General features: G+C 53.7%; 15 protein-coding genes and 2 pseudogenes. 9 read left to right on the top strand and 8 right to left on the bottom strand.

Translation table 11 applies throughout. The features are described from left to right. Window positions 1-228: 228 nt before the first annotated feature. On the bottom strand, window positions 229-618 hold the full coding sequence (locus SLW75_RS27060) for a hypothetical protein (protein ID WP_410935945.1): 390 nt from the start codon (window positions 616-618) through the stop codon (window positions 229-231). 986 nt (window positions 619-1,604) lie between these two features. Continuing rightward, a complete protein-coding gene (locus tag SLW75_RS27055; protein WP_410935944.1) occupies window positions 1,605-1,955 on the bottom strand; it encodes a plasmid mobilization protein in 351 nt (116 codons plus the stop codon). Window positions 1,956-2,275: 320 nt separating this feature from the next. Here SLW75_RS27055 and SLW75_RS27050 point away from each other — a divergent pair, with 320 nt between their 5' ends. Further along, window positions 2,276-2,695 (top strand): hypothetical protein, encoded by a 420-nt coding sequence (locus SLW75_RS27050; RefSeq protein WP_410935943.1) that lies wholly within the window; start codon window positions 2,276-2,278, stop codon window positions 2,693-2,695. Window positions 2,696-2,714: 19 nt separating this feature from the next. Here the strand turns inward: SLW75_RS27050 and SLW75_RS27045 are convergent. The 4 genes and pseudogenes from SLW75_RS27045 to SLW75_RS27030 all read right to left on the bottom strand — a co-directional run bounded on the left by SLW75_RS27045 (window position 2,715) and on the right by SLW75_RS27030 (window position 7,272). Continuing rightward, window positions 2,715-3,292 (bottom strand): annotated as a pseudogene (locus SLW75_RS27045) (hypothetical protein). Beyond that, the gene (stbB, locus tag SLW75_RS27040; RefSeq protein ID WP_410935979.1) at window positions 3,285-4,007 is read right to left on the bottom strand and encodes a StbB family protein; all 723 of its coding nucleotides are present in this window, start codon (window positions 4,005-4,007) and stop codon (window positions 3,285-3,287) included. Before stbB ends, SLW75_RS27045 begins: the two are co-directional and overlap by 8 nt. A 1,138-nt stretch (window positions 4,008-5,145) precedes the next feature. After that, window positions 5,146-5,961, bottom strand: a complete 816-nt coding sequence (locus tag SLW75_RS27035) for a toxin co-regulated pilus biosynthesis Q family protein (protein ID WP_410935942.1) — start codon at window positions 5,959-5,961, stop codon at window positions 5,146-5,148. A 555-nt stretch (window positions 5,962-6,516) separates the two neighbouring features. Then, on the bottom strand, window positions 6,517-7,272 hold the full coding sequence (locus SLW75_RS27030; RefSeq protein ID WP_410935941.1) for a LexA family protein: 756 nt from the start codon (window positions 7,270-7,272) through the stop codon (window positions 6,517-6,519). Window positions 7,273-7,990: 718 nt separating this feature from the next. On the opposite strand from SLW75_RS27030, the gene SLW75_RS27025 reads away from it, so the two are divergent. Beyond that, entirely contained in the window at window positions 7,991-8,953 is a 963-nt protein-coding gene (locus SLW75_RS27025) for a tyrosine-type recombinase/integrase (RefSeq protein WP_410935978.1), read from the top strand. Between the two features lie 175 nt (window positions 8,954-9,128). Here the strand turns inward: SLW75_RS27025 and SLW75_RS27020 are convergent, their stop codons facing one another. After that, window positions 9,129-9,926 carry a hypothetical protein gene (locus SLW75_RS27020; RefSeq protein ID WP_369317919.1) on the bottom strand — a complete coding sequence of 266 codons (798 nt, stop codon included), beginning with the start codon at window positions 9,924-9,926 and terminating at the stop codon, window positions 9,129-9,131. A gap of 401 nt (window positions 9,927-10,327) precedes the next feature. On the opposite strand from SLW75_RS27020, the pseudogene SLW75_RS27015 reads away from it, so the two are divergent. From SLW75_RS27015 to SLW75_RS27005, 3 genes and pseudogenes are all read left to right on the top strand, one after another. After that, a pseudogene (locus SLW75_RS27015) lies at window positions 10,328-10,725 on the top strand (transposase); the annotation flags it as partial. 595 nt (window positions 10,726-11,320) lie between these two features. After that, a complete protein-coding gene (locus SLW75_RS27010) occupies window positions 11,321-12,946 on the top strand; it encodes a methyl-accepting chemotaxis protein (protein ID WP_369317920.1) in 1,626 nt (541 codons plus the stop codon). A gap of 708 nt (window positions 12,947-13,654) precedes the next feature. Then, the gene (locus SLW75_RS27005) at window positions 13,655-13,879 is read left to right on the top strand and encodes a VOC family protein (protein WP_410935940.1); all 225 of its coding nucleotides are present in this window, start codon (window positions 13,655-13,657) and stop codon (window positions 13,877-13,879) included. Here the strand turns inward: SLW75_RS27005 and SLW75_RS27000 are convergent. Next, window positions 13,782-14,090, bottom strand: a complete 309-nt coding sequence (locus SLW75_RS27000; RefSeq protein ID WP_369318168.1) for a hypothetical protein — start codon at window positions 14,088-14,090, stop codon at window positions 13,782-13,784. The genes SLW75_RS27005 and SLW75_RS27000 overlap by 98 nt on opposite strands. A 286-nt stretch (window positions 14,091-14,376) precedes the next feature. Between SLW75_RS27000 and SLW75_RS26995 the strand changes: the two genes are divergently transcribed. The 4 genes from SLW75_RS26995 (at window position 14,377) to SLW75_RS26980 (ending at window position 18,120) form a co-directional block, all read left to right on the top strand. Beyond that, entirely contained in the window at window positions 14,377-14,967 is a 591-nt protein-coding gene (locus SLW75_RS26995; protein ID WP_369317921.1) for a flavodoxin, read from the top strand. A 76-nt stretch (window positions 14,968-15,043) separates the two neighbouring features. After that, on the top strand, window positions 15,044-16,036 hold the full coding sequence (locus tag SLW75_RS26990; protein ID WP_369317922.1) for an aldo/keto reductase: 993 nt from the start codon (window positions 15,044-15,046) through the stop codon (window positions 16,034-16,036). A gap of 78 nt (window positions 16,037-16,114) precedes the next feature. Beyond that, a complete protein-coding gene (locus SLW75_RS26985; RefSeq protein ID WP_410935939.1) occupies window positions 16,115-16,828 on the top strand; it encodes an SDR family oxidoreductase in 714 nt (237 codons plus the stop codon). Between the two features lie 239 nt (window positions 16,829-17,067). Continuing rightward, window positions 17,068-18,120 carry an aldo/keto reductase gene (locus SLW75_RS26980; RefSeq protein WP_369318161.1) on the top strand — a complete coding sequence of 351 codons (1,053 nt, stop codon included), beginning with the start codon at window positions 17,068-17,070 and terminating at the stop codon, window positions 18,118-18,120. Window positions 18,121-18,165: the final 45 nt, after the last annotated feature.

The following is an 18,165-nucleotide window of genomic DNA, read 5'->3' as shown; positions in this document are numbered from 1 at the left end:
TGCGCTTGTTTCGGTTTGGGGCTTTTTTCCTGCTACCAGAGACCTTGGCCGGGTCGCCGGGACCGCGTGGTTCGGGAGTGAAAAGCTTGTCCCTGTCCAGCTGAAATGCTGGTCCTGGAGCGACTGGGGGTTTCAGCGGATCGAACAGTCGGCGACCGCGCGCCTGGATGTCTGCAATGGAACCCATGCGGCGAGGATTGCGGGAATGCGGAGGCAGCGGGTTGTCGGTTATTCGGGTTCGTGGTCCAACTCCGGCCCGTGGGGCTCGGCCTGGCCTGCCAGTTTCTCCTCTTCCCGTTGCTTGCGCAGGAACGGAGGCAGTTGGCTGTCGTCGTCCTGATCCGCCGGCGCGCCCTCGTCCTCCTCTTCCTCCTGGTACAGGCGATCGCAGTCCAGTATCTCCTCCCGGTTGATGCTGTCCCAGGTGAACGTGTGCATCATTGGGCAGTAGCACCGCACCGTCACCGAGTCCGGTCGATCCGGCTTGCCCGTGATCTGCCACATCGCGACTGGACAGGTCTTGCAGGCCATCGGCAGGGCCGGTAGGGCGTCGGCCCTGAGCTTCATCAGCACTTCGCTGGCGATCTCTCGGCCGTTGGACAGGGTGTAATCGGTCATGGGTATCTCCATAGGTTTGATAGAACTTTGATTCGCGATCGGACAGCATTTGCACGCGAACGTCGGGTGATGCTTCGGAGTACGCCTGGCGAAACTTGGGTGTCGCCTTGTTGACGTACTTGATTTCCTTTGCGCGCTGCGGCCAGGCCTGTAAGCGGTCGCGTATTACTTTTTCATCCAGGGGCGGCATCTTGAGTTCGCGCCGCACAATGAAGTCGTCTTTGAAGATGGTGTCCTTGAGGTTGGTGAACTTGGCATCGCCCTCAAGCTTGACAGCGATGTATTCATTGTCCTTGCCTTCATTACGAATGCGGGTTTCGCCAGATTCACCGACCAGCGCATAGAAGCCTTTTCGGTCAGTCACACCGCGCTCGATGACCTGTTTAACCAACCCCTGTTTAAATTCCCGGTTCTTGCCGTAAAAGTCATCAGCTTTATAGCGGGACAGGACGCTGGCCGCGTCCGTAATATCAATGCGCACATGATCGCGGGGGGACGCAAGTTCATACTTCTGATTGACGTACTCTTGGAACGCCTCATAGAACTTGACGTGATTCATGTAGACATCGACGGGATTAGCCTCATTACCGCTTAGTAAGTTGATGCGTGGTACAATGATATGAATGTGCGGTTTACGCTCAATCATTTCTCCTGTCTTTTTGTCAGGCACATACTTGATTTTTGGCAAATGCGCTTCGGCGTAAAAGTTGAACTCGTCTGGCTTATAAGCGTGCATCAGAAACTGCTTAAACTCTTGAGTGATATCACGCAGCATTTGCTCACTGAGCTGATCTTCACGAAAGCTCATGGTAAATGTCAGATACCGATCCTGGCCATGGTCCGGGATGCTTTCGTAAATAGAGCGCGTCCGATCAAGATCACCCTCGATAATCATACGGTGGTCCAACTCGTCCCGGTGAAGTTCACGGCCGGCTTTGTTACCCGTTTCAAGATATTCCTGAGCGCCTGTGTTATAGCCACCTGGCCTAATCACCATGATCAATACCACTCAGTAAGAGGGACTCGATACTGACGAGCCGATTCAACAGTTTGATGTACAGCGACTCTGAAAGAACTCCACGCCGATGCACAGAGTTGACCTGGTGGGCCAGCTGATTGATGTTGTTGCCCGCTTTGTTATAGATGAATAACAAGCGGTGATAGTCCACGGGTTTGGCGGCTTTTACGTTGAACGTAATTTTTGAGTTGAGAAAAACCTCTCTGAAAAATTCAGAGGCGGTCATGCCCGCGGCCTTCAGCTTTTGTTCAACCTCGGCGAAGTCTTCCTCGCTGCAGCGAAAATGCAGGACGCGGCTTTTCTTGGGACTGGCGGCCACGGCGCCTCCTTTCAGTGATCACGGGACGGAACAAACGACAACGACAACGACAAACGACGCTTTCCCGCTCTGCGGGGTTTCAAAGGGGTTTCCCCTTTGGCACGCGATGTATTCGGGGGGGCGCTTCATCCCCCCGTATACATCGGTAACGTGCCTGTTTTGCAATTGGGGTCTAGGCGGATTTACATCAACGATACATCCAGGCTGCTCTGAATTACGTCAGAAATACTCAGCATTGCGTTTATTTACATCGGTGTTACGCTTTCCTACGACAGGAATACATCACTTTTGCATCATTCCCCATCAGATAGGCATCGTTCATGGCTCCAGATGTTCAGAACCGGCGTGAAGCCCTAGCTCAATTGGCCCAGAACGACGAAACCAGGTCTTACACTGCGCAAATTCGCGAGCTGTATGACGTGATCGAAAGCGCAATGGACTCCGGTGTGAGCAGGACCGTAATTCACCAGAAACTGGTGGATACCGGGATGACGATCACGCTGCGCCATTTCGACCAGGCGCTATACAGAATTCGTAAACGACTGAAGCGATCGGGCCAGTCAGGTCAGCCGTCATCAGATAAGAGCCCGGTCAGTACACCAGCCAAAAGCAAATTGCTGAGTGGTGAAAAAACTAAACCACCAGCAAACTTTCGCCAAGGCTTGAAGCAAATCAGAGATGAAGTCGAAAACACAGACTGGGCTAGAGTTATCAGCGAATCAGATAGGTCTGCCCAGTAGTAACAAAACAAACGTGCTCTCAGGGTTGCTGTGTGAACTTCTTCTTTAGCTCCGGTGATAACGTATCGATAAGTGCCCGCTGAGTTTTATATTCGTTGTAAAACCACTTGTTGGTTTCATTAACGTCTTGAGCTTTAATCGCAATCCAACCCATTGCTACCACCATGACCGTTGCAACCGCTACGAATCCGGCCAAGACAATGTAATTGAAACGCGTTGCCTGTGTGTCACGAACGTTTCCTGACATATCGGTGATGCGTTTTTCCAGATTTTCGATTTTTAGCGTTGCGCGATTGAGTGCGGGCTCAAAAGCGCTGGATAGACTTTCATGTATAGCTTCGGAAAGCTTGAGTCCGACATCTAAACCGGCCTTGGTCGTAGCTGCCTGAACAAGCTCGTTTGTGCTTTTTTGAAGAAACAGCGCAGTGTCCTCTGCGTCTTCGACTGCATCCGCGACGATCCGTAGCGAATCATCCATGGAAAGCTCAAGTAGCTTGGGTATTTTTTTATGTCGTCGTGTAAACGTCCCACATCGCTTAGCAACTCGACGATGAAAGCATCGCGCGCGGTAGACGGAACTAATTCACGCTCACTCATGAGAGGTTACCTCATTGAAAAGCTCTACGAATACCTGATCAAGCTTGCGATTGACCCCTTTGCACAGTAACTTCAGACCGTACATATCTGACCAGTAAGCACGCTGTTGTGCACTCGCACTCTTGTCCTTGAGGAGAGTTTTATAGTCCGTATCGTCATCCATCAGGCTTTTCATTGAGAGTCGATTGATTGACAACGCGTCAAACAATTCAGATTCGAATATTGCGCAGTCGTAGTTCAGCACAAATGCGTTGGTACGCTCATGGTACGCAGTGATGATGGGAAACTCGGACTGGACATCGCGTTTGACACGGTTGAACACAACGCGAATCTTATTTGCAGGGACGCCCATCGAAGCCAGGCTACCGATCATGCTGACCGTTTCCTTTTGCTCTTTGGTGCCAGAGGTCACTGGGACAATGTAAAAATCGATTTCCTCGTGGGCTTCTTCGAAGCCTTCCAGGTTGGCCATGAACTCCTCAACATTGGAAGCACCCACATCGACGATGGCCTGGTCTTCGAGCATAAGCCGCTTGAACAGCTCGCGGAATTTGTTGCCGCGCAGCTTTTCCACGTCCAGGCCGAGAGTTTCTGCAGTCTCGTTGATCGATTCGATCGCGTAGATCGGCGCACCGTCCATACGCGGCGACAGCAGGTTAGCGGCGATGGTCGTTTTGCCGACGGTGCCGGTGTAATTGATGATCACGTTTTTCATTTGATTAATCCTGTGGGTAGCGGGGATCGCACCAGGTAGTAACCACCTGGTGTATTCGATCTGAAGTTGTGGAGGTTGGGATCTTTGAACACCAAGGGCGCGGCCCTTGACCGACTTGTTCTCGGCGTTGATCAGCTCTTCGACCTGCTCCTGAATCTCGCGGGTGTCCGTGACCGTCACTACACCGGAGTCGGATATCGAGAATTTGCCGATGCCGTTAGGCGTCAGCGCACCCTGGATCGCGACCTTTAGGTTTTTAACCACATCGACATTCGCTGTCATTTTCGCCGACACATCCGATGAGGATGAAAGCTGGCCTGCCTGGCTTGTTCCGCCGCTGCCACTGCTGCCGCTGTCATTAGCACCGGTGGACGCGGTCTTGGCGATGGTGCTGTTGACATCGTTGATGTCGGTGATCGTCGCGATCTGGTAGGTGCGGGTCACCAGGCGCGAGATCTGGATGATGCCGTCCTTGAAATCCCAGCCCACGCCGTATTCAGCGGTTTTCTGATCGAGCAGTTCGCTCAAGGTGGCCCCGGCCGGGCTGGCCTGGTCGATGAAGAACGACCGCGCAGCGCCATCGCCCTGAGGCACTGCCGTATAGCCACCCCCTCCCATACCGGGCATAGACGCCAAACTTGGTATCGACTGTCCAAGGGTTCCGCTGAGGGGAACGCTCATTGTCATTGGCGCGGGGGCTTGCATGGCCGAGCCACCCCCGGCTGAGCCCATGCGTTGTGCCGTGAACACCTGGATCGGCACCAGGGCATCAGGGCTGACACGCACCGACAGGTTGGTGATCTTGCTGATGCGATCGGCAAATACGTTGATGGTGGGCTTGTCCGGAAACGAGAAGCGAATCGGTTCACTGAACACCGCCGGCAACTCGGCGTCGCGTGACACCTTCACCGTCTTGCTGCCCAGCCACATGCCGTCGAACTCACGCACCGCGGCGCCGCGCAACAGATCTTCCTGGCGCAGCCGGGCCAAACTGTCCTGCACTTTTTGGTTGCCTTCCACCGAGGCGCCGCGAATGCCGTCGCGTTCGGTCATCGCGCCGCACCCGGACAATGCCAGTGCAACGGCCACGGCAAGGCTTCGTTTCAAGTACGAAGTCATAGGGGTTAACTCCAGGGGATTATTGAGCGCGGCGACCAGACTCGGTGACGCGAAGGACGTTGTTGCCGGCATAGAGCATGCCGGTCAGGTTTACATCAGCGGCGGATAGCGACTGGAACAGGCGTTTCACAGCAGAGCGAAAGTCGCCTTCAAACGTTGCACTGACGTTGATCGGCACATCAACTGACGCGTCCCACACCAGCTGCCAGCCGGCCTTTGCGGCCCACTTGCCCAGTGCGCGGCGCAACGTGACGTCAGAGGTGTTTAGCTTCCACTGCTCAGGAGTTGGTTTGGGCGGTGGAGCGACCTTTGCCACCACAACGGGCGGCACGACAGCGGCAGGAATAATCTTCGCCGGCGCAACAGTGGATACGACCTTCGCTGGAGAAGCAGCAACAGAAGCTGCAGGCAACACCTGGACCTTCGCAAGTGAAGCGGGCTGCAAGGCATCGGCCACCACCTGTGCCGCTGGGCTAGGTCCGCTGTGACGTTGAACAACTTCAACGATCTTCGGTGCAGGCACCGGAGCTGGCAGCACCGCGATCGGCGCTGCCGCAGGTTTCGCAACCGCTGGAGCAGGCGGAGAGACCGCCGGTTTCAAGACAGGAGCATCAGCTTCTTTGACTTGCCTGGCCGCCGGAAGAGCTGCGACGGTCTGGGGCATCGGCGTAGGGGCTGCGACAACCCTAGGCGGTGTGTACTGACGGAGGGGTGTCGCTGAAGCCTGGCTGAATTCTTCCCACTCGCCGGTGGGTACAGACAGCATCGGGGCAGTGCTGCACCCTGAAATCATGGCAGCACAAAAAACTGCACTGGCGGTGAGCGTGGCATTCATAAAATTACCTGTAGCGAATGGGACAGGGGCTAAGAGAAACCCGGCATTGGGGCGCGCGCGGGTCTGAATCTGGCAACTCGGCAGAGTGAGTGTTGGGGCTTCCTTGATAGGCCTCATACGAAGCCGATCAAGCGAAGCCCCGCCCTCGAAAGGGCTGGGGCTTACCAATAACTCCGACCGCGACCCTGTCCGCCAGAAAACTTGTTTGGGGCTTTACGCTGCGCACCCTAGGTCAGTTGCCAACCCTCTGGACCATTAAGGCCGATCCATCGCTGCCCTGCTTCCGGCCGATGTCTATTCGGCAGACGCGCCCAGAAACAGGCGCCAGTAATAAATTTGCGTATTAGGCAGATTTACGGGCAGTATGACATCAGTTTTTTCTGCGTCAATCGCAGAATATGAGGCGCGACCAGTGGCTGCTGACAATGGAGGACAGGCAAATGAGAGGGGGATGAAAGCAGAAACGCCCCAATTTCTGCGGGAACGCAGAAAATAAAGGGCGTTTTAAAGAAGGCCGGTGACTAGCACGTGTTGCTAAGAAATGTGGTCTACAGGTTATAAGCCGGACATCTTGGCATCGACTACTCGTCCCAAGAATTTACAGTTCCCATCAATCTCAATGGTTCTGTATTTATCGTTCAAAGGGCGAAGATAACTGTATCCAGCATCTTCCACATATTGCTTAAAGGTTTTGTCGCCTGAATCCAACAGCTCTACGACATAGTATTTGCCGTTTATGATTTCAGCATCAGGTCTCACAAGAATGAACGAACCTTCAGGGAAGCTCGGATTGCCCACGCATGTCATAGAGTGACCACTGACAGTTAGCCAATAGGCGTCTATACCTGCGTTTTCTGTTGACTCGATCATTCGGTGCGATTCTCCGATTCGCCCTGGAGACTCTGACGCCTCGCCTGCCTGAACCCAGCTTATCAGTGGGTACGACCTAGGTGGTCTGGCAGGCTGCAGCGCCATTTCCACGTTAGCTGTTTCTAACTCTTTAGGATTTGATAATTGAACGTCAGTGAGCTTGATTTCCAGATAAGCAAGTATTTGCCTGAGCTTGGCCGGGGTAGTGCCTTGCTGCCCCCTTTCAAGCCGGGAAAGGTTTCCCGTATCGGATCCAACCTCGTTCGCAAGCTGCTCTAAAGAGAGCTTCTTTGCTTTTCGTGCTTGTCTGATGATCTGTCCTATATCCATGACGCAGATTTTCCTAATGCCTTGCGCATATCGCAAAGCGCCAAACGCAGAACGTTGTTGAAATTGGATTGCGCTAATCGCAGAATTAATTTTTTCTGGTAGGATTTTCATGAGCCCGCTCAGAAAGGCACGGATTGACAGTGGATGGACGCTCGAAGAGGTGTGCGCTAAAGCATCCGCATTCAGCGATCTAAGGCTAGACACTGGCAATTTATCGAGGATAGAACGCGGTGAGCAGCGGGCATCTGCCGCTATGGCCGAATGCCTCAGCAAGGTTTTTGAAGGCCTTATTGACGAAATCCATATCCTTTACCCGGAGAGGTTCTGACCTCCCTCGTCCATCACTGATGCAATCCACCAAGGCATCCGGCATGTACTGAGCCGAGATGAACCCTCCCCGACCGGCCCCAACTGATCAGCCTGCCTAAGGGCGCGCGTAGGGTCGTCGTGCTTCTGAATTCCCCCCGAAAGGCGAAATGTCACCTAGACATCTATTGCCCTGCTCGATACCCGACATGGAGCACCTCATTGGCAAAAATTGCCCGGCGGGTATTGGAGCATGAATTTCGTGCCGTCCGAAGCGTTGGTCGGGTGGGTCGAGTGAAAACCCGGCGCCGGTGTTGCCGAGCGAACAACTGCATTTGCCTACCCAAACACAACCGGAGCTTCTTTCCTAAGCGAGTCGTTCACGCAGGCAAAATTCTTGATAAAATAGGTTATCACCAGTTTTTACCGCTTGTCGGTTTTGTAGGCGAAGGCAATGCGTGACGTTGCTTTCGTGACTGTAAAGGTGAGCAATGATCGAGAAAGAGCCAATGGTTGGAATGCTATGCAGGAACTGACGAAAACCCATCAGAATGATCAGCGTCGGCTCACGTCGGTCGAATTTCAGACGCTGGCCCGGGTTCCGGCCGCGGTCGAGTGGTTTGCTAACCTGGACAACCCGCGCACTCGTCGTGCCTACCAGAATGACCTGGAAGACTTCTGTGGGTTTGTCGGTTTGGCGTCGGCCGATGAGTTTCGCGTGGTGACCCGATCGCATGTTTTGGCCTGGCGCGCCCAGCTCGAGCATCGCGGTTTAGCCGGAGCCACGATCCGGCGCAAATTGGCCGCGCTGGCCAGCCTGTTTGATCATCTTCTGGAAAGCAATGCGATCGCCGGCGGCAATCCCGTGCATGGGGTGAAACGACCCAGGATAGAAAGCAACGAAGGCAAGACACCGGCACTGGGCGATCACCAGGCCAAAGCGCTGCTCGAGGCGCCCGATGAAACAACCCTCAAAGGGCTGCGCGACCGGGCGCTACTGGCTGTTCTTCTCTATCACGGGCTGCGCCGTGAAGAAGCGGCGCTGCTGCAGGTCAGCGACATCCAGGAACGCCGCGGGATCCAGCACCTGAAGGTGCATGGCAAGGGCGGCAAGGTGCGCTACCTGCCGTTGCACCCTGTGGCAGCTGGGCGCATTCATCAGTATCTGGAAAGCTCAGGGCATCATTGGGCGGACAGGAAAGTGCCGCTCTTCATCCCATTGCGCGGCAAGCTGACCGGTGCCGGTATTACGTCCAACGGTATCTACACCGTCGTGGCGGCCTACGCGAAGAAGGCTGGGATTAAGGTCGACGGCCTTGGCGTACACGGACTCAGGGCAACCGCAGCCACCAACGCCCTAGAGCATGAAGCCGACATCGCCAAGGTCCAGGCCTGGCTGGGTCATGCCAATATCAGCACGACCAAGATCTACGACCGCAGGGAGAATAGGCCTGAGGATTCACCAACCTACAAGGTGAAGTATTGAGGTGTGTATTCAGCGCGCAAAAGTTAAGGTTTAGGTAACGTTACATTAAGGCAGCCAGCAAAACATAGCGGGGCGGCGGAAAAGGTCTGGTTTTCTGACTGGGCGAGCGTTTTTTGAGCCTCAAGCCAAGAGGGCGTCAGGAATAGACGCCTACTTCAGACCTTCCCTAGATGTGCTATGAAACATGCGCGTGAGGAAGCATGTCAGTGTGATCCGGAATACCTACCACAGCTATAGGGGTTAACTCGTGTGCCGATGCAGCTTGGTCTTTTGTATAATCGCCACTCACTGCATGGGTAGCCGTAAATAATTTGCCAAAATGATCGATAGTGGTATTTACGGTATCGGTCAGCTTTGTAATGTTCTCGGTTAGCCTAAAAATATCAAGCGTTCCAGTCTTTTCATCATAACTGGAGCCAAGCTCTTTGACTAGGGCGCTGAGATTCGTAATGTCATGAGTAGATTCTATAGCGTTTTTCGTCACACTTGATACGTAGGTGGCGGATGATCTGATGAACGCGTTTATTCCCAGGCCCACTTCGTCCCCAATCAGCGCAGACACAACTGCCAAATGGTCTAGTACGGGAATGAACGTTCCATCAATGTAGTTTACGGAAGCAATAGCACTACTGGCCACCAGCCCGTTCATGTGATCAGATGTCTTACCCAGGCTGTCCAGAGATTGAATGATAAGCGTATTTTCATCCGTGTCGATGACGCCATCGCTGAGCGCGTCCACGATGGATTTCGTGTGGTTGATGACGTCGACCGAATCTGAAGCAAATGCAACCAAATTGGATTGCTGCACGTTTATAGTAGAGAACAGACTGGAAAAGCTATCTATAAGCGGGTGAAAGAAATTGCCAGTCGACTTGTCGAAGTCATTCAACCCAGGAATAATCTGGGAGGTTATAAAGTTAGAGCTTTCCCAGTTCCATCTTACAAAATCATTAGTCAAAACCTCTTCGTTCATGTCGACTTCTCCGTGTGTAGGGTAGCTAAGAAAACGCAGTTCGGATTTAAATGCTCTGAGTATTTACTTTAAATCCCGTTTTCAGCTAACAGCTTGGCAGCCTTGTAGCAACATGGCAAGAATTTTTTGGGGCAAATTGCCATCTCCATATTGTAAGAGGCGAGAGGCTGCATTACGAGCCCTATTCGGGAACCCGTACCAGCTTTGAAATTGGGCCTTTACAAGCCTTTCCAGTCGAATTTCAGCCATCGTCAATGACTTAACGTAAGGGCGGTCTCGAAAGCTTAGCGCGATACTGAGCTATTGAATTAGTTGTGGGCTCTTATGATGCCAACCCATCACTTGCGTCATCACTTTGATTAGGTTTTGTACGAAAAGTAAAGTATTGGCGCATGAGACACAGTCGAGGCGGCCTTACTGCTAAGATCCACATGGTCTGCGACGCCAATGGCATTTCCTTACGCTTCATCCTTTCGTCGAGGCAAGCCAGCGATATCGCACAAGCCTAATCGCTGTTGGATCAGGTCGAACTCCCGGTAAGCCGAGGCGACCACGCAAGCGTAGTCGCTGGTTACCGGCTGAAAAGGGCTATGACGCAGAACACCTGCGTCACTACTGCGACCGTTACCAACTGCACACGGTGATCCCGCTGCGCGCCATGCCAGGCAGACACCCACCTGGCTTTCCCCGACTCTTTGATCGCCCAAAGTATTCACAGCGGAACATCATTGAGCGGATGTTTGGCTGGCTGAAAGAGAAACGAGGAATAGGGACTCGCCACGACAAGCTGGCTCGTTCAGCTTGTTTGCCGAGGAACGTGTCTAATGAGCATGTACAAATTCGGTCGTTCCAGGGAATGGGAACTCGGAAAACTGGACGCATCGCTGGGCCCTATACCGGGTGCCTCAAGGCTCGAAGCTGCGGCTGGGGCCAATGGCCACATCAAGCACGGGTGCCATTTACCCACGCTCCGGATTGCTCGACCGCTAGTCAGCACGACGATTTTCCATAGCGAGACCTGATGTGGATCAGCGAACTAGCAGAAAGCGCCTCTCAACGAGAATTCCCACCTTCACCACACTGATCGCGGATGCTTGATTCCCGAGCTTTCCGCCGCAGCTCATCGAGCAGCTTGTACGAGACCCAATCTGGGAAAGCGCTTGAGTCACGGCTGAATGCATTTTTTCTCGATTGTACGAGGCTCCTTGCCCAGCCAACCACAAGATTCAGCTTCTGCCGCCTGCCTGTATGACACCTGCCTTTGTTGTTGCTCTCATGCATAGAGATCAATCAGGACAGCCTGCCTTGATTACTTTACTTAAGGTTTCAGAAGAGCGGCCGATCCCATATCAGAACGCCTCCATCAACCGTGGCAACCCAGAAGCGTCACTATCATGAATTTTCGATCACTAAATATCGCCCCAAGAGCGTCGCTATGTTTCGGCTTGATTACCCTACTGGTGGTGATTTTGGGGGGATTCGCATACCTCCAATTGGGCAAGCTTCGCGCTGCAGAGCAAGCGATAGAAACCCACTGGCTGAAGAGTATTCAGACCACAGACGACATTCAGATAGCCGTTCTGAGCGCGCGCTTAGCGAGCATCCGATTGTTGGCAGATACGAATGCTGAAGATCGTAAAGCGTCCATTGCTCAAATCTCCCAAGCACGTGACACCCTCAATGAACATACGAATTTCTACCGTCAGAACCTGATCAAGGATGATCAGCAGCGTGCGGCATTTGAACACGCAGCCACATTGATGGCTGAATTTATTGACGGTCTGGCTCGCATTTTGGAGCTGGATAGCGTCAGCCACGAACAGGCCGTTGCCTATGCCAATACTGAGCAATACGCACGCGCATCGGCCTACCAGGCTCAGTTGACACTGCTACGCCAACACGACGCCGAAGGCGCTGCGCAAGCCGGGATAACGGCATCTGATGTATACACGCGTAGTACCTATGTCATAGGAGTAGTCGTCGCCGCTGCAATCTTTCTGACGATTGTGTTGGCAATCACTTTGACTCATAGCATCGTCAGACCAGTCAATGCATCACTAGCCTTGGCTGAGCAAATCGCAAAGGGTGACCTACGCAGCTCACTGACAGTGACAGGTAACGATGAATCAGCGCGCCTGATGACGGCTCTGAACACCATGCAGGCCAATTTGCGCAATACCATCACCGAGATCTCCGATGCCTCTAAACAACTCAGCTCTGCATCGACTGAAATGACTGCAGTCACCGAGAGCGCAAACCGCACATTGCAACAGCAGAACAGTGAAATCGAACAAGCCGCCACTGCGGTAAATCAGATGAGTGCGGCGGTCGAAGAGGTCGCGCGCAACGCAACCTCAACCTCGCAGGCGGCCAAGGAGTCAACGCACGCCGCCCAGGCTGGCAACATGAAAGTTGGTGAGACCTTGAAAGCTATGGTGAGTCTTAAGGATCGTGTGGATGTGACGTCCGAACAGGTTCAGCAGCTAGCTGGGCAAACTCAGGATATAAGTAAGGTACTGGGTGTAATCGGAGCAATCGCCGAGCAAACCAATCTGTTAGCCCTTAACGCCGCTATAGAAGCTGCCCGGGCCGGTGAGCAAGGTCGCGGTTTTGCTGTTGTCGCCGACGAAGTCAGGGCGCTAGCTCACCGAACTCAAACTTCGACAGGCGAAATCGAAAACATGATCTCTTCAATGCAGGTCCGAAGCGCCCAGGTCGTTAATTCTATGGCTGAGAGCACACGTGAGGTTCATAGCACGCACAGTATGGCCAACGAAGCGGGCCAGTCGCTAGAATTGATCACCGATTCTGCTCAAATGATCAACGACCGAAATACACAGATTGCCACTGCTTCGGAAGAACAGGCGTACGTGGCCCGCGAAGTCGATCGGGCGCTGACCAGTATTCGTGATTTAGCGCTGCAAAGCAGTGAAGGCACTCGTCAGACTCTCATCGCCAGCAACGACCTGTCTCAACTCGCGGCAAATTTGGATCAGATGGTTGCGCGCTTTCGTACTTGATCGAGTCAGTGCTATTTCCGTTGCGGTGCTTGCGACAGTCACTAACTGCTCAGGTAGCGGACAACAGATGCTTGGCAAATTCGTATAGCGATGAGCTCTCGGTTTGTAGAGTTAGCAAAAATGGACAGCCTGTGGCGCCTCATCCGCTTACATCGCTGTATTCAACAGACTACAAATTATTTTTCTAGCAGGGCGGATCGTGTAATAAGACAGAAACCCTCAGCGTGAGCCAAGGGCTTGGGACACATGGATTTTCTTTACTCTGTATTGTCAGGAGTGCGATAGATCTGTAACCAATGCCGGCCAGGCTTACTGGTCGCGGGTGCCTGTTCGTGATCTCGAATGGTGCAGTATCGTCCGAAGCGTTGCGTTACTGAATGGTTGGAGGTATTCATGGTGACTTCCTGAAACGAACCACCGTCCCTCTCAATCTTGTTACCTGGGGCTACGTAAATTGCCATCATCATTCCTTGTTGGTCGATAGCAGCTGCTAACCATTTGACTATGGCACAAAATCCTTTTACTGCAATTAGGTCGTAACCGTTCGGGCAAACCACCTACAGAAGCCACGGCATAGTGATCACCGCTTGAGGATTCTCACCCTAGAATCCATATCCTTGGTGCGACGTCTACTGCTGAAGGCGGAAGCTCGACATTGGTTGATTTGAGGCCGAAAATATTCAGTAGAAATCAAATCAAAGAAAGATTATGCAGTCATCATTAAATCGCCTGATGCTCTACGTTAGAAACGTCCAGGCCGCGAGCGTGTTCTATGAGCGCCACTTTGGCTTCATGCCCACACAAGAAGCTGATGATCGAGTTATCGAGCTTTTTCCTATCCGCGCCTTCCGTCCCGGCTTTGAAGCTCCCAATCACGCAGCGTTGAGCGTTCAGCCAGCTCAACTCCCATCATGGTATTTTGACTCTCAGTGATAAGATCAGCGTCGAGCAGGGCCAAGGCGTAGCTCTCAGCACGAGCAAGGCAAACACGAATGTCGTCGCGTTGCTCTATTGCCATGATCTCATCCATAAGCTCACGCCAAGCTGTGCAGAGCTTTTCTGTTAAACCTTCGAAATTTTCTATCGGCGCCGCTTCCGGGGCTCTTACGGTTGTGCCGTCAACGCTTACAAACTCATTGCTCATAAGATCTTTTTTCCTGTTCCTGATCGGGGTCAACAGCGACCTACGCTTTCGCCCCGCTGTAGTCGTCGCCACCTTCGGCCTTGAAGACCGGTCCGGCCTTGTCCACCACGTAGAGCCAGCTCGGTGCGAGCCTTAATACAGTGACAGCTTCAATGATGAGGCGTTTAGTTTGTTCTACCAATTAATGAGCAACGCTCATAAACCTTAGAACGATCAGCTGACTAGTCTTCACACATCCGCATCGCTAATGTGCTTGAAAAATACTCGAGCAACCAGCGAGGAACAGATGACCGCAATCCACAACCCCAAGCGCCGCAAGGTGGTAGCGGCATTGGCAAGCTTGCCTTTGCTTGGCGCCTCGCTAACGTCCCAAGGCAAGGGTGGGGCTCCTGGAGGCTCTAAAGTTCTGGTCGCTTATTTCACCCGCTCAGGTAATACCAAGGTTGTCGCTGGTCTGCTTCAGCGCGCTCAGCAGGCTGACCTCTTCGAGATCGCTCCTGCAGATGCTTATCCCGAAGATTACTTGGGCACAGTAGAGCAAGCACGCCGGGAGCGTGACAGCAATTTCGAGCCTTTGCTCGCCGCCCATGTGTCGAACATGGCCAATTACGACCTGATTTTTCTGGGTTTCCCCATTTGGGGCGAAACCACGCCTCCCGTCATCAGATCGTTTTTGTCCAGCCATGATCTGAATGGCAAGGTTCTTGTGCCATTTATTACTCACGGTGGCTACGGCTTAGGTAGCAGTTACCACGTACTCACGCGTCATGCCCCTGGAGCGCTGCTGCAAAAAGGATTTGAGATGCAGGCTGATCAAGAGCGCAGGACCATGGACCAAGTCAACGGCTGGCTTGAAGATATACAACTACCCGCTTGAGCAAGGCAATGGCAGTGCGAGCTGCAAAGCTGTGTCTGCTACCCAAGCTCAGAGAGCTTTGATTCGAGGAGTCATTATGAAAACCCGCATGCTCGGTAACGGCCTGGAAGTCTCAGCCATTGGCCTTGGCTGCATGAGTATGACCGAGGTCTATGGTCCGGCTGCCAACAGCAAGGACATGATCGAACTGATACGCAGTGCTCACGAGCGCGGCGTCACCCTTTTCGACACAGCAGAAGCCTATGGTCCGCTCACCAACGAAACGCTGTTAGGTAAAGCCCTCGCGCCCATCCGGGACCAAGTCGTCATTGCGACAAAATTTGGCTTCAACATTGATCCGCAGACAGGCGCACGCGGCGCGGGCACCAACAGCAAGCCGGAACATATCAAGGCTGCGGTTGAGGCAAGCCTTAAGCGCTTGGGCACCGATCACATCGATCTGCTGTACCAACACCGGGTCGACCCGGAAGTGCCAATCGAAGATGTCGCTGGCACTGTCAAGGAGCTTATTGGGCAAGGCAAGGTCAAGCACTTCGGGCTCTCGGAAGCTGGGATTCAGACTATCCGTCGGGCTCACGCAGTTCAGCCCCTCACCGCCGTACAGAGCGAATATTCACTGTTCTGGCGGGGACCGGAGCTTGATTTGTTGCCGTTGCTTGGAGAGCTCAATGTTGGCTTCGTGCCCTTCAGCCCACTTGGAGCAGGTTTTCTAACCGGGCAGATTGACGAACATACGGTTTTCGCACCCAACGATTTTCGTAATCACGTACCGAGGTTCTCCGTCGAAGCGCGTAAAGCTAACAGCGTTCTGGTAAGACTCCTTACGGAGTTGGCAGAGCGCAAACAAGCAACCCCGGCTCAGGTGGCTCTGGGTTGGCTATTAGCACAGCAGCCATGGATCGTACCGATTCCAGGCACCACTAAGCTTCACCGACTGGAAGAAAATCTGGGTGCCGCAGAGTTGCGTTTAACTCATGAGGAATTGGCGGTAATCAATTCGGCTATATCGAAAATCGAGATCCTAGGCGACCGTTTGCCTGAAGCTGCAATGAAAATGGTTGGGCATTGAGCAACCGTCCCGGGTCAGCCTGCCCGCTGCTGCTTTCGCTCTACCCCAGCAAACGCTGATCTCGAAGGTGATACAGCTATGAATACCGATAATCCTATCGTGCTGGTCGTTGGAGCAAGCGGTAGCATCGGTCAGCCGACTGTCGCCGAGTCGCTGCGCAGAGGCTACCAAACTCGAGCACTGGTCCGTGATCCCTCTCAGGCCGAGCTGTTCGCCGAAGAGGTGGCCGTTGTGGTGGGCGATTTGACGCGTGCTGAGACCCTGGCTGAGGCTGTTGCCGGGGTAACAGGCGTCATCTTCACCCACGGCATCAGTGGTAATGATGCAAAAGGCGCAGAGTCGGTGAACTACGGGGCCATACTTAACGTGCTTACTGTGCTCAAAGCGCCGACTCGCATCGCCTTGATGACCACTGTAGGTGTGACAAAGCCGTCAGTAGGTCACGACTGGAAACGACGAGGTGAGCGGCTCGTCCGCGCCAGTGGACTGCCCTACACCATCGTGCGACCAGGCTGGTTCGACTACAACTCGCCCAATCAGCAGAAACTGGTGATGCGTCAGGGGGATACGCATTGGACTGGATCGCCCGCCGACGGCGTTGTTTCACGTAAACAAATTGCTCAGGTGTTGGTTGCTTCGTTGACCTCTCAAGCGGCAACACGCAAAACGTTTGAGCTCGTAGGATCCGGGCCTGGCTCAGACGGATCTGGAGCCGTTATTTTCGACCGTACCAGCAGACCTTTCAAGTGGGCAGGACGCCATAGGCGACCGGGACAGTCTTCCTGCGGCTAAAGAGCCGGATTCGGTGCTGCAGGCGCTTGCGGATATCAAGACCCGGTTCGCGCACTGATCGTATTCAAACTTCTTTATCTCCCAAGGGACCGCTCGCTGAGCACGGCTTGCTCGCAGGATTTTTGAGGATTACCCGAATGGTTTCTAAGGTTGAACTGAGTCGTCGCTTATTGCTGGGTGCAATGGGCGGCGTTGCCATAGCGCCGGCCTTCGCGAGCGCAGCGACGGCGCTTGGCGCGATGACTTCCGCGAGCGGGGATACCGTGCCTAGCAGCCAGCCTACCCTTGGAAGACGAAAGCTGGGCTCTTTGGAGGTCTCCAGTATTGGATTGGGCGTACAAAACATGAGTCGTACCTACCAGACGACCATCCCTAACCGTCCCGAGATGATCAACATCATTCGCACGGCTCATGACCATGACGTGACCTTCTTCGATGCGGCAGAAGCGTATGGTCCGCTCGAAGTGGAACGCATTTTAGGCGAGGGGTTATCCCCTATTCGAGACCAATGCGTCATTGCCTCCAAGTTCGGCTGGAACATCGACCCCATAACCGGGGAGCGTCGTCCTGGTCTGAATAGTCGCCCCGAGCACATCCAGAGCGCCGTTGAGGGTATGTTAAAGCGGCTGCGTACCGACCGAATCGATTTGCTTTACCAGCATCGAGTGGACCCTCAGGTCCCGATCGAAGATGTCGCAGGGGCTATCAAGAACCTGATGGCACAAGGCAAGGTCCTTCACTGGGGACTGTGCGAAATGGGGCTCGACACGCTACGTCGAGCACATGCAGAGCAGCCGGTGAGCGCCGTTCAAAGCGAATACTCGATGCTTTGGCGGGGCCCTGAGCAAGATGTTTTATCGACCTGTGAAAAGCTGGGGATTGGCTTCGTACCGTGGAGCCCTCTGGGGGTAGGCTTTTTGACAGGTGCAATCGATGCAAAAACCCGGTTCGCTGAGGGTGACATTCGCGGCATCGAAGGACGGTTTTCCACCGCAAATTTGGCACACAACATGGCTTTGGTAGACTTGCTGAACGCCTGGGCGCAGCGCAAGCACGCCAGCCCCGGGCAGATTTCGCTGGCGTGGCTACTCGCCCAGAAGCCTTGGATCGTACCGATTCCGGGCACGACACAGATGGCTCATATGCTGGATAACGTGGGTGCGGTCAGTGTGCAATTCACGCCGGCGGAGATCGCCGAGCTGGATCGATCCGTGCGAGCGATTGAGGTCAAAGGTTCACGGTTACCCGATGCAGTACTGGCATTCTCTGGAGTGGAGGCACCTGTCAAATAGTCCGCTTCAACGAACGAAGCGGACGGGGGGTTACTTAACTCCGGG

This window comes from Pseudomonas sp. W5-01, assembly GCF_046540435.1.
GTDB classification, from domain to species: Bacteria; Pseudomonadota; Gammaproteobacteria; order Pseudomonadales; family Pseudomonadaceae; genus Aquipseudomonas; species Aquipseudomonas graminis_B.
The sequence above is the reverse complement of the archived record's forward strand: the minus strand, read 5'-3'. Positions and strand labels throughout refer to the sequence as shown.

Bases quoted from the DNA above. Each gene is read 5' to 3' on its own strand.
- SLW75_RS27060 (WP_410935945.1), bottom strand. From the start codon at position 618: ATGACCGATTACACCCTGTCCAACGGCCGAGAGATCGCCAGCGAAGTG.
- SLW75_RS27050 (WP_410935943.1), top strand. From the start codon at position 2,276: ATGGCTCCAGATGTTCAGAACCGGCGTGAAGCCCTAGCTCAATTGGCC.
- stbB (WP_410935979.1), bottom strand. From the start codon at position 4,007: ATGAAAAACGTGATCATCAATTACACCGGCACCGTCGGCAAAACGACC.
- SLW75_RS27035 (WP_410935942.1), bottom strand. From the start codon at position 5,961: ATGAATGCCACGCTCACCGCCAGTGCAGTTTTTTGTGCTGCCATGATT.
- SLW75_RS27030 (WP_410935941.1), bottom strand. From the start codon at position 7,272: ATGAAAATCCTACCAGAAAAAATTAATTCTGCGATTAGCGCAATCCAA.
- SLW75_RS27025 (WP_410935978.1), top strand. From the start codon at position 7,991: ATGCAGGAACTGACGAAAACCCATCAGAATGATCAGCGTCGGCTCACG.
- SLW75_RS27020 (WP_369317919.1), bottom strand. From the start codon at position 9,926: ATGAACGAAGAGGTTTTGACTAATGATTTTGTAAGATGGAACTGGGAA.
- SLW75_RS27010 (WP_369317920.1), top strand. From the start codon at position 11,321: ATGAATTTTCGATCACTAAATATCGCCCCAAGAGCGTCGCTATGTTTC.
- SLW75_RS27005 (WP_410935940.1), top strand. From the start codon at position 13,655: ATGCAGTCATCATTAAATCGCCTGATGCTCTACGTTAGAAACGTCCAG.
- SLW75_RS27000 (WP_369318168.1), bottom strand. From the start codon at position 14,090: ATGAGCAATGAGTTTGTAAGCGTTGACGGCACAACCGTAAGAGCCCCG.
- SLW75_RS26995 (WP_369317921.1), top strand. From the start codon at position 14,377: ATGACCGCAATCCACAACCCCAAGCGCCGCAAGGTGGTAGCGGCATTG.
- SLW75_RS26990 (WP_369317922.1), top strand. From the start codon at position 15,044: ATGAAAACCCGCATGCTCGGTAACGGCCTGGAAGTCTCAGCCATTGGC.
- SLW75_RS26985 (WP_410935939.1), top strand. From the start codon at position 16,115: ATGAATACCGATAATCCTATCGTGCTGGTCGTTGGAGCAAGCGGTAGC.
- SLW75_RS26980 (WP_369318161.1), top strand. From the start codon at position 17,068: ATGACTTCCGCGAGCGGGGATACCGTGCCTAGCAGCCAGCCTACCCTT.